General features: G+C 49.7%; 14 protein-coding genes and 1 tRNA gene. 2 read left to right on the top strand and 13 right to left on the bottom strand.

The features are described 5' to 3' along the window. Positions 1–30: 30 nt before the first annotated feature. The 4 genes from BQ7367_RS06165 to yedF form a co-directional block, all read right to left on the bottom strand. Positions 31–1,167, bottom strand: a complete 1,137-nt coding sequence (locus BQ7367_RS06165) for an aminotransferase class V-fold PLP-dependent enzyme (RefSeq protein WP_072526102.1) — start codon at positions 1,165–1,167, stop codon at positions 31–33. Between the two features lie 152 nt (positions 1,168–1,319). Continuing rightward, complete coding sequence (locus BQ7367_RS06160; protein ID WP_072524652.1) at positions 1,320–2,231, bottom strand: selenium metabolism-associated LysR family transcriptional regulator; 912 nt, start codon at positions 2,229–2,231, stop codon at positions 1,320–1,322. Positions 2,232–2,244: 13 nt separating this feature from the next. Then, positions 2,245–3,288, bottom strand: a complete 1,044-nt coding sequence (selD, locus tag BQ7367_RS06155; protein ID WP_072524651.1) for a selenide, water dikinase SelD — start codon at positions 3,286–3,288, stop codon at positions 2,245–2,247. A 61-nt stretch (positions 3,289–3,349) separates the two neighbouring features. Further along, positions 3,350–4,051 (bottom strand): sulfurtransferase-like selenium metabolism protein YedF, encoded by a 702-nt coding sequence (gene yedF, locus BQ7367_RS06150; RefSeq protein ID WP_442855358.1) that lies wholly within the window; start codon positions 4,049–4,051, stop codon positions 3,350–3,352. 144 nt (positions 4,052–4,195) lie between these two features. Here yedF and BQ7367_RS06145 point away from each other — a divergent pair, with 144 nt between their 5' ends. Continuing rightward, on the top strand, positions 4,196–5,068 hold the full coding sequence (locus tag BQ7367_RS06145) for a class I SAM-dependent methyltransferase (RefSeq protein ID WP_072524649.1): 873 nt from the start codon (positions 4,196–4,198) through the stop codon (positions 5,066–5,068). A 20-nt stretch (positions 5,069–5,088) separates the two neighbouring features. Here the strand turns inward: BQ7367_RS06145 and BQ7367_RS06140 are convergent, their stop codons facing one another. The 3 genes from BQ7367_RS06140 to BQ7367_RS06130 form a co-directional block, all read right to left on the bottom strand. Further along, on the bottom strand, positions 5,089–5,826 hold the full coding sequence (locus BQ7367_RS06140) for a GTP pyrophosphokinase (protein WP_072524648.1): 738 nt from the start codon (positions 5,824–5,826) through the stop codon (positions 5,089–5,091). Positions 5,827–5,916: 90 nt separating this feature from the next. After that, positions 5,917–6,972: a PTS sugar transporter subunit IIC gene (locus BQ7367_RS06135; protein WP_072524647.1), complete on the bottom strand. Its 1,056-nt coding sequence runs from the start codon at positions 6,970–6,972 to the stop codon at positions 5,917–5,919. 13 nt (positions 6,973–6,985) lie between these two features. Continuing rightward, positions 6,986–7,432, bottom strand: coding sequence for a hypothetical protein (locus BQ7367_RS06130; protein ID WP_072524646.1), 447 nt, complete (start codon positions 7,430–7,432; stop codon positions 6,986–6,988). Positions 7,433–7,553: 121 nt separating this feature from the next. Here BQ7367_RS06130 and BQ7367_RS06125 point away from each other — a divergent pair, with 121 nt between their 5' ends. Further along, complete coding sequence (locus BQ7367_RS06125) at positions 7,554–7,817, top strand: hypothetical protein (protein ID WP_072524645.1); 264 nt, start codon at positions 7,554–7,556, stop codon at positions 7,815–7,817. A gap of 45 nt (positions 7,818–7,862) precedes the next feature. Here BQ7367_RS06125 and BQ7367_RS06120 read toward each other — a convergent pair whose 3' ends face one another. The 6 genes from BQ7367_RS06120 to BQ7367_RS06095 form a co-directional block, all read right to left on the bottom strand. Beyond that, positions 7,863–8,951, bottom strand: coding sequence for a hypothetical protein (locus BQ7367_RS06120; protein WP_143142965.1), 1,089 nt, complete (start codon positions 8,949–8,951; stop codon positions 7,863–7,865). Positions 8,952–9,024: 73 nt separating this feature from the next. Continuing rightward, positions 9,025–9,095: transfer RNA gene (locus BQ7367_RS06115), tRNA-Gly, on the bottom strand. A gap of 87 nt (positions 9,096–9,182) precedes the next feature. After that, complete coding sequence (gene ung, locus BQ7367_RS06110; RefSeq protein WP_072524643.1) at positions 9,183–9,851, bottom strand: uracil-DNA glycosylase; 669 nt, start codon at positions 9,849–9,851, stop codon at positions 9,183–9,185. 84 nt (positions 9,852–9,935) lie between these two features. Then, on the bottom strand, positions 9,936–10,697 hold the full coding sequence (hisF, locus tag BQ7367_RS06105; protein ID WP_072524642.1) for an imidazole glycerol phosphate synthase subunit HisF: 762 nt from the start codon (positions 10,695–10,697) through the stop codon (positions 9,936–9,938). Positions 10,698–10,720: 23 nt separating this feature from the next. Continuing rightward, positions 10,721–11,326 (bottom strand): imidazole glycerol phosphate synthase subunit HisH, encoded by a 606-nt coding sequence (hisH, locus tag BQ7367_RS06100; RefSeq protein ID WP_072524641.1) that lies wholly within the window; start codon positions 11,324–11,326, stop codon positions 10,721–10,723. Positions 11,327–11,369: 43 nt separating this feature from the next. Then, on the bottom strand, positions 11,370–12,770 hold the full coding sequence (locus BQ7367_RS06095) for an alanine/glycine:cation symporter family protein (RefSeq protein WP_072526101.1): 1,401 nt from the start codon (positions 12,768–12,770) through the stop codon (positions 11,370–11,372). Positions 12,771–12,781: the final 11 nt, after the last annotated feature.

Here is a 12,781-nt window from a genome sequence, read left to right as displayed (position 1 = left end):
TTTTGTTCCTTTTTCTTTTCCACCTGCACTTTACCCGCACGCCAGTTCTGCTACTGCCTTTACAGCCTTATCAACTTCTTCCTCCGTATTATAATGGGAGAAACTGAACCGCACGGCACCCTGTCCCTCTGTTCCCAATGCCTGGTGCATCAAAGGCGCGCAGTGTGCGCCCGGGCGGGTAACAATGCCGTATTCTGTATCCAGCTCGTCACTGACTTGGGAAGAATCATAATCCCGGATATTGAGAGCAACGATAGGGGCACGGTCTTCCGTGTCAAAATCTCCGTACACTTTAATCCCGGGGATCTGGGAAACTCCCTCATAAAACCGCCACATCAATGCCAGCTCTCTTTTCCGGATCTGCTCCAGACCGACAGACTCCAGATAGTCCAGCGCCGCTCCCAGCCCCGCGATCCCGTGTCCGTTCAGAGTGCCTGCCTCAAGAGCAGTCGGCATCTGGGAAGGGTGGTGCCGGTTATAGGTATCCACCCCGCTTCCCCCGCTCAGCAGCGGCCGGACCTCAACTCCCGGCCTGACATATATGCCTCCGGTCCCCTGGGGCCCCAGCAGGCTCTTATGCCCGGTAAAACAGAGGATGTCAATCCCAATTCTACTGACATCGATCGGATACACCCCCGCCGTCTGAGAGGCGTCGACGATAAAAAGAAGACGGTGCTTTTCTGCCATGCTGCCCACAGCTTCTATATTGATCATGTTCCCGGTCAGATTCGATGCATGAGTGCAGACAATGGCCTTCGTATTTCCGCGGATGGCAGCCTCCATCTCACGGCAGGAGACATTCCCCTTCTCATCGCAGCCAATTATCGTGAGTTCTGCTCCCTGCCTCTGACATTCATAGAGGGGACGCAGAACAGAATTATGTTCCAGCACGGTAGTGATCACATGGTCTCCCGGAGCAATCGTTCCCTTGATCGCCATGTTCAGACTTTCCGTCGAATTGGCCGTGAAAGCAATCCGGTTCGGGGATTCCGCGTGAAAAAAACGGGCCAGTTTTTCCCGTGTCCCATAGATGATCCGTGCCGCGCACAGGGCAGTCTCTGAAACTCCCCGTCCGGCATTTCCTATGGTTTCAAACGCCTTCAGTACAGCCTGGCTGACTTCAGCCGGTTTTTGCAGACTTGTCGCCGCGTTATCCATGTAGATCATTTCCTGACCGCTCCTTTCGTGACGCCGGGTACATACTGCTGTAATTTCAGTATAGGTTCCTTCTGTTTTTTCGTCCAATCAAAAGGCAGAATAAAACAGCCTCTCTTATAGAAAAAATCTATAAGAGAGGCTGTTTTATTCTGCCTTCTCCTTTAAAGACAACCTGTCTTTTCATACATCGCTCTTACAGTTTCAATGAATTTATCTGCTGCCGGAAGGACAGGATATCCGGAATCATAGACCAGATTGATGCTGCGTTTTCCCCCTCCGCTTCCCAGAGGAAATGCCAGCAGTTTCCCGCTGCTGATCTCTTCTGCCGCGGCAAGGCGGGACAATACAGAGATTCCGGTGCCGTTTGCCACTGTGCGTTTGATCGTCTCCGGATTCTCTATGACAGCCGCTGTCCGGAAACTCTCCATGGGGATCCCCATCCGGGCAAATATCCGTTCCGCTTCTTTCCTGGTTCCCGATCCTTCTTCTCTCAGGATAACAGGCTCCTTCGCAACCCAGGACCATATGTCCTGTCCCACTCTTTCCTGAAACCGTTCCGAAGCCGGCGTAATGAGGACCAGTTCATCCTGGTAGAACGGAAGATATGTACAGTTTCCTTTTTCCAGAACGGTTCCGGTGAAACCGATATCCGCCTTATGAGACAAGATCTGATCGATCACACCTTCGCTGTCAGTCTCCAGCACTTTCAGCTGTTCTTCCGGATACCTGGAATGAAACTCTGCAAGGATTTCCGGAAGAAGATACTGAGACGGAACTGTAGACGCGGCAATCCGCAGAACACAGCCTTTCCGTCCTCCCTCCAGCCCGAACTGTTCCCGGATCTTCTGCTCTAACTCCAGCATCTGCTCTGCATATGCATAAAGCTTTTTCCCTTCTTCAGACAATGCGGCGCCCTTTGTATTCCTTATCAGCAGACAGGCGTTCAGTTCCTGTTCCAGGGCGGAGATATGGGAGCTGACCGTGGGCTGCGTCAGATACAGCTGCCGCGCGGCAGCCGAAAAGCTTTTTGTCTCTGCCACTCTGACAAATGCTTCCAGTTGTTTCAAATTCATCTGTTTTGCTCCTTTATCTCAGGCGTATCGCAGGTCTGGCCCCGCATCCGGCCACCCGGCCGACCACAGAAACTTCCGTACCCAGGCCCGCTTTTCCAAGATCCTTAAGCAGTGAGCCCGCCTCATCCTCCGGCACCGCCAGCAAAAGCCCCCCGGATGTCTGCGGATCACTGACCAGGTCCACGTACACTTCTTCCACATCCCCGGGATCCAGCAGATCTTCGGCGTACCTCTGATTCCGGTACGCTCCGCCGGGGATCAGGCCCATCTGGGCATATTCCTTTGCTCCGCGGATATAAGCGATATCTCTTACATGGATCTCGAGAACCGCCCCGCTGGCTGAGGCCATCTCGGAACAATGCCCGAGAAGTCCGAACCCGGTTACATCTGTACAGGCATGGACCGTATAGTTTTGGATCGTTTCCTTTGCTCTGCGGTTCAGTGATGTCATAACTCGGACTGCTTCCTGTTCTGCGTCCGCGGACGCCATCTGCGCCTTCACCGCTGTATTTACGATTCCGCTTCCGATCTGTTTGGTCAGGATGAGCACATCCCCTTCCCGGCACCCGAAATTTTTATAAATCTTTTCAGGATGGGCCACTCCCATCACCGACAGCCCGTATTTTGGGACGTCGTCCTGTATGGAGTGCCCTCCCACAAGCACTGCGCCGGCTTCCCTCACCTTATCTGCACCGCCCCGCAGGATCTCACCCAGCACATCCGGATCCAGATCTTCCGGAAAGCATACGATGTTCAGCGCAATCCGGGGGTCTCCTCCCATAGCGTACACATCGCTGAGCGCGTTGGAGGCAGCCACCTGGCCGAATGTATAAGGGTCATCCACTACCGGAGTAAAGAAATCCAGAGTCTGGATCACCGCTGTATCGTCGCTTATCTTATAGACTGCCGCATCATCCGATGTCTCAAAACCGACGAGGAGTTCCGGGTCACTGAACCGCGGCAGCTTTCCAAGCACTTTGGAAAGGGTATCGGGTCCGATCTTCGCCGCGCATCCTCCATGTTTTGCGAACTGTGTTAACCGAATTTTTTCGTTCATGCTTCTTCTCCCTTTTCCTTCTGCGGCCTCTTTCGTGCCGTCTGAAGCTCTTGCAGGTCACTTAGGGGCGTATCACGCTGACTGAACTCTGCAGGATCTCCACAATACTGTACATGTTGGTCACTCCCCCTACGGCCAGTTTTTCCTTCAGGCCATAGTAATCGAGACATGTGCCGCATGTCAGGATCTCCACTCCCTGTTCCTCAAGGTTTCTCAGATCCTCCAGACTCTCTGACCCTTCCACTGTCAGCCTGGCGCCGCCGTTGTAGAAGATCATCTTGTCCGGCAGCTCATCGAGCTGGGTCACTGCAAATATAAAACTCTTCATGAGAATATGGCCCAGTTCATCACTTCCGTCCCCCATCCGGTCCGAGCCGACAGACACAACTGTGCCGACACAGGTCCTGCACACCGGATCCCGGTCCGATACCAAAGCCGGGACTTTTGTCTGCTCCATCCTGCCGTCCCCTTCATTGGTGCGGGTATTCTGTACACTTTCTCCAACTGTGATCAATATCCTGTACCGGCCTTCTTCCAGCACTTCCTGCTCTGTCTTGGCGCCGGAATTTTTTGCCATTTTGGTTACATTCTTCATCGCTGTTTCATTATCCACAAAGACTTCGATCTGCCCCGGCCCATTCAGCTCTCCCAGTGCTTTCTTGGTCTTAACGACCGGGATCGGACAGATATCTCCTACCGCATTCACCGTGATCATGGCACATTCCTCCTTTTTATAACTGAGTACATTATAACATGATTTCATATGCCTGGATACACGTTTCTAATCCTTCCTCCGGCATTTGAAAGAAAACATGCCCGCTTCCAAGATCTATGTTATAATAAACCAGATACACTTCATTTATAGGAATCATACCGCAGAAATATTGTCATAGAAAGGATTCGTTTTATGTGGATCGCAAAGAACTGGAAAGATTATGAAATCATTGACTGCTCGAAAGGGGAGAAACTGGAACGGTGGGGAAAATATATCCTCGTGCGCCCGGATCCACAGGTAATCTGGGATACACCCCGTAAAAATAAAGGCTGGGAGAACAGAAACGGACATTACCACCGCAGCAAGAAGGGTGGAGGTGAATGGGAATTCTTCAGCCTTCCCAAACAGTGGCAGATCCATTATGGAAACCTCACTTTTAATCTGAAGCCGTTTAGTTTCAAACACACAGGTCTTTTCCCGGAGCAGGCGGCTAACTGGGACTGGTTCTCCGGGATCATCCGTGGTGCCGGCCGGCCGGTGAAAGTACTCAATCTGTTTGCCTACACCGGCGGAGCCACACTTTCTGCCGCCGCGGCCGGCGCTTCCGTCACTCACGTTGATGCCTCAAAAGGAATGGTGGCGTGGGCGAAGGAAAATGCCGTATCTTCCGGCCTGAAAGACGCTCCTATCCGCTGGCTTGTAGACGACTGTGTGAAATATGTAGAACGGGAGATCCGGAGAGGAAATACTTACGACGCTATCATTATGGATCCACCTTCTTACGGCAGAGGCCCCAAAGGCGAAATCTGGAAGATCGAAGATATGATCCATCCTCTGATCAGGCTGTGTACAAAAATCCTGTCCAGAGATGCTCTGTTTTTCCTTGTAAATTCGTACACAACAGGACTGGCTCCCGCTGTGCTCACCTATATGATCGCCACTGAACTGAAACCCTGGGGAGGCCACGTGGACTCCCAGGAGATCGGCCTTCCCGTAACATCATCCGGGCTTGTGCTTCCATGTGGCGCTTCCGGGAGATGGCAAAAAGGGACAGGTACTTTTTAAAAGGTACCTGTCCCCATTTTCTATTTTATCTTCTGTAACTGATTTTGTTCTTTTCTGTTCCCGATCACATTATCCAGAACATCATCCATATTATCCTGTCTTTCGTCGTGAATGATACACTCCTGGATCGCCTCATTAAGTGACAGCATCTTCTCATCCAGTTCAGACACCATCTTGGCACACTCCTGTAGATCCCTGCTGATATAATCCGGCGCGTTCCCTTCGAACTTGTAATAAATCTTATGTTCCAGGCTTGCCCAGAAATCCATGGCAATGGTCCGTATCTGTATCTCTACCTTTGTATCAACTACACTGTCAGACAAAAAAATCGGAACAGATACGAGCATATGATAACTTTTATAGCCGCTTTCCTTGGGATTCTTTATATAATCCTTGATGGAGATCACTTTCAGGTCGCTCTGATTTCCTATCATTTCAGCCAGACGATAGATATCTGACGTGAAAGAGCAGATCAGGCGTACCCCGGCGATATCATTTATGTAACGTACCATATTTTCAATAGAAGCCTCATAACCATATCGTTTCAGCTTCTTTACAATACTCTCCGGCGTCTTGATCCTTGTCTTGATATGCTCGATCGGGTTATACTGATGCACATGCTGGAATTCGTCATTCAGGATCTCCAGCTTTGTGCCAACCTCTTTTAAAGCTGCATTATATAGAAATATAACTGTTTTCCAACTGTCGACATCCTCGTAGCTCTTCAATGCAGCCTCCACCTGTTGTTCACCTTTCATCGCGGATATCCCCCATTGGTTGTTTCGTTTTGTTTAGTATATCATTTTTTGTGTACTCTGTCACAGAGTTCACTCTTTTTTTATGATTTTTTACAGTTCCAGTTTCATATCTCCAGGATGGATCCATCTCTTCTTTCTCATAAATTCTGAAATAAGAAGTGTCACCACCGCCGGAAGTACAAACTGGATCAGAATAATCTTGAGCAGTACGATTGTCCCGGGTTCCGTCTGGGTCATAACCTGCCATGTCATCAGAGGGCCGACCAAGCCCGCGGTTCCCATCCCGGAGCCGGTGGCATTGTTGGTCATATGGAACACCATCGTGCCTAACGGTCCCAAAATGGCGCTGGACAGGATCGCCGGAAGCCAGATCTGAGGATGCCGCACGATATTGGGCACCTGCAGCATAGACGTCCCAATCCCCTGAGCCAGAAATCCGCCGAATTTATTCTCACGCCAGCTGGCCACGGCGAACCCGATCATGTTGCAGCAGCACCCTACCGTTGCCGCTCCTGCCGCCAGACCTGACAGATTCAGGATCACGCCCAGAGCCGCCGAACTGATCGGAAGCGTGAGGATCATTCCCATCAGCACAGATACAACAATCCCCATCAGGAAAGGCTGCTGCTCTGTCCCCCAGTTGATCAGTGACCCCAGCCATGTCATAAATCCCGATATCGGAGGGCCTACCAGCAGTCCTACCGCAGAGCCGATCCCGATACATACAAGCGGGGTCAGTATAATATCCAGTTTCGTCCTGCCGGATATCAGGATTCCGATTTCAATGGCAATATAAGCGGCCACAAAAGCTCCCAGAGGTTCTCCCGGGCCCGACAGAACAAGATTTCCATCTACAAGGATGTCCCCTGACAGAAGATCACCCGCGAATGCTCCCACGATCCCGACCACCGCGGCGGATACGATCACAAGATGCCCGGCGTCAAGCTTTCTTCCCACTCCAACGCCGATGCCCGCGCCGGTCAGTCCGGCGGCCACTTTCCCCAGAGTATAGATCAGATCCCCGGCGTTTCCTCCGATAAAAGTACCGATCTGCTGAATAATTGTACCGATGATCAATGTGGCAAAAAGGCCCTGCGCCATACCACTTAATCCCTCAATAAATATCCTGTCCAAAAACTTTTTCATAATATTTTCCCCTTTATCTGGTTAGTACTGCCCATTCTCCTTCGTGTTCCCGCCTGTCCAGGCACTCCACCGTTTTTCCGTTTTCCCCGGTGATCTCCGGCAGTGTATTCCCTGTTTCCATATGATAATCCGTAAGAAGCCAGCTGACAATATCCACATTATCTTTCCTGCCCGCCACCCTTTCCGGCGCCTGTATCCCCATCATCTGTTCCAGGAAATCAATCTCAATCTGATTTTCTTTCGAATAGAGGAGAAGGTTATTGTACATCCAAAGATAGACCCCGCGGATCTCCTTCTCACATTCGCCTTCTTCCTTGAGGGCTTCATCCAAATACACTGTCTGAAACCGGACGTCCAGGCCAAATTCTTCTATAGCTGCCGCGATCGCCCTGCCATATGGCTCATCCTTCAAATAGTCTGTCAGGGGCTCTTTGTCTGCCTCTGTACAAAGTCTGATCATTTCCCATCTACCTCCCGTCCTTTAACACTATATCAAAAAGTGTCTTTCCCGGCAATGGAAGAAATCACTTTTCCCTTTTTCTCTTCTGTGTTAGAATAGCTGCATGGAAAGGAGTAGACCTATGTTTCGTTTATGGGGTAAAGAATTTAAGGACAATCGGATGCTCAGGGACACCGTCATCTGTGACAGCACGGATGATACCCGCACCCATAAAATATTTAATGCGCTGGATCAGATCTGCTATGAATTTGATCTAAGCAAGCCCATCTGGCTTGATTCCACTATTGCCGAATTCAAAAGGCATGCCAAAGCCAGGTTCTACCAGGACAATTTCGTTGATTCCATCGATTTTGATTATCTGGAGATCCAGGTGATCGAGGAATAAACAGTGATGCGCATATTTACAGAAATGTCCCGGAGACGGCCCTGCTTACATTTTTGACGCCGTCTTCCGGATACGCAGGTCTAGCACGGCTATATTGATGTACAGCTGGACTGTGTCCGTATAAATGTGCTCTCTGATAAACCGGTCCGCCCGTTCATATTCTTCATCCGTGAAACACGCGATCAGATAAAATGAATTTTTATATCTGGACGAAAGCATATATTCTGTCAGCTGCTTCTCATAGCCTTTTCTCAGAGCGGGGCTGTCCGCCTTTTTGATCTCGATCAGTATCTTCCCGTCTTCCCCGTGATCCCGGTAAAGTTTAAAATCTACCTGTCCGGTCCCCAGCAGAGCTTCTCTTGTGATGTCGATCTCCTGACCGTGAAAATAAGCATCCATGATATTTTCCAGGATCACCTGAATCTTCCCTTCATTTACAGGTTTCCCGTTTTCCCAGAACAGCCGGTAAAGGCTCCCATGGCTGATCCGGTCCTGAATATAAGCAAGCAGCCTCTCTATCTCTCCGGTCAGTGTAATGCATCCGGTCCTGTATTTTTTCTGGATATCCACAGGAAGAATATCAAAAAAATAGTCTATGTTGATCCCCAGAAAGTTTTCCATAGAAGGATCTCCTTTGATCCTTCTGTTATACAGAGCCGGTATTACCTGAAAGTCTTCATCTTCCAGGATCAGATCCGGATAGTTCCATATATTGTAATAAAGCTCCATTGCTTCTTCCAACGTAGCCTCACCGTCCTCCCGGACATCCCACCGGGCTGCTTCCTGGATAAGTCTGCGGCTTTTCTCGTCAAAATAAATACTGTCGAAATCTTCTGTATCTTCCCTTAGATCGGACATATATTTCAAAAATCCATATAATGCCACTTCATGAAGCGCTCCCATCTCATGGCAGAACTCATCCTCTGTCCAGTAAAACAACTGACGGAAGACCTGCACACATCTGGCATACTGTTCCCGGAACAAATATTTAGGCATGAAAACCTCGATGGCATCCCCAACCGCCATATCATCTGCCTCTGAGGCATCCTGTCTTCCCTCGAATATTTCTATCTGAAGGAAATGGTGAATGATATAATTGAACAGTTCCAGGTGCTCCGTACCAAAAAGAATCATAAAGTTTTCCCTTCTCTTTTGAATAAAAAATACCCGGAAATGCTGTGTTTTCAGCATTTCCGGGAAAATCACAAGCAGATGACGGGAATCGAACCCGCCTCCCCAGCTTGGGAAGCTGGTGTTCTACCGATGAACTACATCTGCATTCGGCACGAAAAGATTATACCGCTGTTTTTATCAAAATGCAAGAAATTTTTCTGTACCGTTCGAATATTTCTTATGACACCATTGCTATTCAATCTGCCAGTCGATCGGGCTGACCCCATGGCTTTCCAAGAATTCATTTGTCTGGCTGAACGGCCTGCTGCCGAAAAATCCCCGGAAAGCGGACAGCGGGCTAGGGTGCGGAGCCATAAGGATTAAATGTTTGGGATTATTCAGCATAAATCTCTTCCTCTGCGCGGGGCCGCCCCACAGAATAAACACGATAGGCCTGTCCTGCTCATTCAAAACCTTGATCGCCGCGTCTGTAAACTCTTCCCAGCCGATCTCACGATGCGAATTTGCCTGGTGAGCCCTCACCGTAAGGACCGTATTCAACAGGAGCACCCCCTGCTCCGCCCATTTTGTCAGGCATCCATGACTCGGGATCGTACAGCCCAGATCATCATGAAGTTCCTGATAAATATTTACAAGGGAAGGCGGGATCTCTACGCCCTTCCTGACAGAAAAACACAGCCCGTGCGCCTGCCCGTTGTTATGATACGGATCCTGTCCCAGGATCACTACCTTCACATCCTTAAGCGGCGTCAGATGAAAAGCATTAAAAATATCCTCCGCCGGAGGGAAAATCCTCCTTGTCCTGTATTCCTGATTTACCGTCTCAAAAAGTTTCCTGTAATAAGATTTCGAAAATTCACCCTTCAGGGCCTCATACCAGTCTCCATCTAACCCGGCCATCGCTGATCTCCTTTATTGTCTGAATATTCTTTAAAAAGGGGACAGGCACTTTTTAAAAGGTACACGTCCCCGTTCACACTTTTTTCACATTCTAACTGCCACGCCTTCTTCTCGCAGATACTCTTTCACCTGTCGGATCTCCAGTTCTTTATAGTGGAACAGGGATGCAGCCAGCGCCGCATCCGCCTTTCCCACCGTCAGGGCATCTTTAAAATGTTCGAGTCGTCCGGCACCGCCGGAGGCGATTACGGGAATAGAGATGTTCTCTGCGATCTCCCGGGTCAGTTCCAGGTCGTACCCTGCCTTTGTCCCATCGCAGTCCATGCTGGTAAGCAGTATTTCCCCGGCTCCCAGCTTCTCCACGTGTCTGGCCCACTCTACAGCGTCCAGTCCTGTGTCGATCCGTCCGCCATTTTTATAGATATTCCATCCTGATCCGTCCGCTCTCCTCTTTGCGTCAATGGCAACCACAACACACTGGCTCCCAAACTTGTCCGCCGCCTGTCGGATCAGTTCTGGTGTATTGATCGCGGATGAATTAATGGAAACTTTGTCCGCTCCTTCTCTCAGGATGGCCCGGAAATCATCCACCGTACGGATTCCCCCACCCACAGTAAACGGGATAAACACGCACTCCGCAACTTTTCTCACCATATCGGCCACGGTCCTTCTGTTATCCGAAGAAGCCGTAATATCCAAAAACACCAGTTCATCCGCCCCGGCTTTATCATAGGCTTTTGCGATCGCTACAGGATCGCCGGCGTCCTTTAAGTCCACAAAATTGACACCCTTAACCACTCTGCCGTCATTTACATCCAGACAGGGGATAATTCTCTTTGTCAGCATAACGTTTCTCCTCAGAACTCTTCTTACAGCTCCACAAAATTACGTAGTATCGCCAGTCCCACATCACTGCTTTTTTCAGGATGAAACTGACAGGCAAATACATTGCCCTGCTCCACAGACGCATGAATGTGTGTCCCGTATTCTGTAGATGCTTTTACAATTTTTTCATCCGCCGCTTTCAGATAATATGAATGAACAAAATATACATATGATCCTTCTTTTATTCCCTGAAAAAGTCTTCCACTATTTTCCAGATGCAGTGAATTCCACCCCATATGAGGAATCTTAAGTCCTTTTTGTTCCGGTATTTTTAAAATTTCTCCTTTTAGAATTCCCAGGCCTTTCACCCCCGGAGCCTCAGCGCTGCACTCAAAAAGCAGCTGGAGCCCTAAGCAGATCCCCAGAAAAGGAGTCCCCTTCTCCGCAACTTCCCGGATCACTCTCTCCAGGCCCCTGTCTTTTATATTCCTCATCGCGTCGCCAAAAGCTCCCACTCCCGGAAGTACAACTTTATCTGCCTTTAAGATCTCGTTGCCATCCCCGGTGATCTTCACATCCTGTCCCAACAGCAGAAGAGCTTTCTCCACACTTTTAATATTTCCGGCATCATAATCAATTATTGCTATCATCTTTATCCCTGCTCCTATTGTCACTGCCTCCCGGCCCGTTCTGTTATTTTCTTACGCCTGTCTTTACAACCGGAACCGGCGTATCATCCACAGCATCCAGATTATGTATATATTTCCTTGTCTCTTTTACAATGACCGGTGATAAAAGGAGTACCGCGATGAGATTAGGGATTGCCATCAAGGCATTAAGAATATCCGCGATCTTCCAGACCAGATCCAGCGCAAGAACCGGAGCGATCAGCGCCACTGCCACATACAGCACCCTGTAGGGAAACAGTCCCTTTTTCCCCGCGAAATACTCGACGCAGCGTTCTCCATAATATGCCCAGCCAAGAATCGTGGAATAGGCAAAGGAAATAATACCCACAACAAGAATAAGCGGCCCCAGATATGGGATCTGATCAAACGCGAGAGTTGTCAATTCTCCTCCGTCCGTGATCTGGGCTGCTGCGATCTGTGGATTCTTCATCATAGTAGTGACAAGGACAAGTCCTGTCATCAGACAGACTACCACTGTGTCCCAAAAAGTCCCGGTAGAGGATACCAGCGCCTGACGCACCGGATTTCTTGTCTTCGCCGCGGCTGCCGCGATAGGTGCCGAACCCATTCCGGATTCATTGGAAAAGAGCCCTCTGGCCACTCCATACTGGATCGCGGCTCTAAGGCCTCCGCCGATAAGACCTCCTACAACCGCCTTCTCATCGGCAAATGCAAGCTTACAGATCGTCGTAACGGCAGGAATAACAAAATCGCGGTTCATAAACAGAATGATCAGACAGCCTGCCACATAAAAAACCGCCATAAAAGGCACCAGCCTCTCACACACACTGGCGATCGTTTTAATCCCGCCGAATATGACAAACGCCGTTAATACGGCAATGATGATCCCCACGATCCAGGGCTGTATCCCCAGATTCTTATTACAGACCTCGGCAATCGCGTTCACCTGGGTGGCGCATCCGATCCCAAAGGAAGCAAACCCGGCAAAAACGGCGAAAATAATCCCCAGCCATTTCATATTCAGGCCTCGTTCCAGAGCATACATCGCTCCCCCCTGCATACGTCCGTCTTCCGTCTTCACACGATATTTCACAGCAATCAGAGACTCCGCATATTTGGTCGCAATACCGAACACTCCGGTCAGCCAGCACCACAGCACTGCCCCGGGACCCCCAAGGGCGATCGCTGTGCCCACACCAATGATATTCCCCGTACCGATCGTGGAGGCGAGCGCTGTCGTCAGAGCGCCAAACTGACTGACTTCCCCTTCTGCTCCTTCTTCTTTAGCTACAGAAAGGGGAATCCCTTTTGTAATCGTCTTTTTCTGGATAAAGCCGGTGCGAATCGTCAGAAACAGATGTGTACCCAGGAGGAGACAGATCATCCCCCAACCCCAGACAAAATCGTCCACAGACTGTACGACCGCAAAAATTTTTTCATACATTCCTTCTTCCT

The sequence above is a fragment of the Clostridium sp. Marseille-P3244 genome, from assembly GCF_900120155.1.
Classification (GTDB): Bacteria; Bacillota; Clostridia; order Lachnospirales; family Lachnospiraceae; genus Mediterraneibacter.
Note: the sequence above shows the minus strand (reverse complement) of the source record. Positions and strands in the feature narration are given on the sequence as shown.

What these genes read in the sequence shown, in the direction of transcription:
- BQ7367_RS06165 (WP_072526102.1), bottom strand. Translation starts at nt 1,167, where the DNA reads ATGATCTACATGGATAACGCGGCGACAAGTCTGCAAAAACCGGCTGAA.
- BQ7367_RS06160 (WP_072524652.1), bottom strand. Translation starts at nt 2,231, where the DNA reads ATGAATTTGAAACAACTGGAAGCATTTGTCAGAGTGGCAGAGACAAAA.
- selD (WP_072524651.1), bottom strand. Translation starts at nt 3,288, where the DNA reads ATGAACGAAAAAATTCGGTTAACACAGTTCGCAAAACATGGAGGATGC.
- yedF (WP_442855358.1), bottom strand. Translation starts at nt 4,051, where the DNA reads ATGAAATCATGTTATAATGTACTCAGTTATAAAAAGGAGGAATGTGCC.
- BQ7367_RS06145 (WP_072524649.1), top strand. Translation starts at nt 4,196, where the DNA reads ATGTGGATCGCAAAGAACTGGAAAGATTATGAAATCATTGACTGCTCG.
- BQ7367_RS06140 (WP_072524648.1), bottom strand. Translation starts at nt 5,826, where the DNA reads ATGAAAGGTGAACAACAGGTGGAGGCTGCATTGAAGAGCTACGAGGAT.
- BQ7367_RS06135 (WP_072524647.1), bottom strand. Translation starts at nt 6,972, where the DNA reads ATGAAAAAGTTTTTGGACAGGATATTTATTGAGGGATTAAGTGGTATG.
- BQ7367_RS06130 (WP_072524646.1), bottom strand. Translation starts at nt 7,432, where the DNA reads ATGATCAGACTTTGTACAGAGGCAGACAAAGAGCCCCTGACAGACTAT.
- BQ7367_RS06125 (WP_072524645.1), top strand. Translation starts at nt 7,554, where the DNA reads ATGTTTCGTTTATGGGGTAAAGAATTTAAGGACAATCGGATGCTCAGG.
- BQ7367_RS06120 (WP_143142965.1), bottom strand. Translation starts at nt 8,951, where the DNA reads ATGATTCTTTTTGGTACGGAGCACCTGGAACTGTTCAATTATATCATT.
- ung (WP_072524643.1), bottom strand. Translation starts at nt 9,851, where the DNA reads ATGGCCGGGTTAGATGGAGACTGGTATGAGGCCCTGAAGGGTGAATTT.
- hisF (WP_072524642.1), bottom strand. Translation starts at nt 10,697, where the DNA reads ATGCTGACAAAGAGAATTATCCCCTGTCTGGATGTAAATGACGGCAGA.
- hisH (WP_072524641.1), bottom strand. Translation starts at nt 11,326, where the DNA reads ATGATAGCAATAATTGATTATGATGCCGGAAATATTAAAAGTGTGGAG.
- BQ7367_RS06095 (WP_072526101.1), bottom strand. Translation starts at nt 12,770, where the DNA reads ATGTATGAAAAAATTTTTGCGGTCGTACAGTCTGTGGACGATTTTGTC.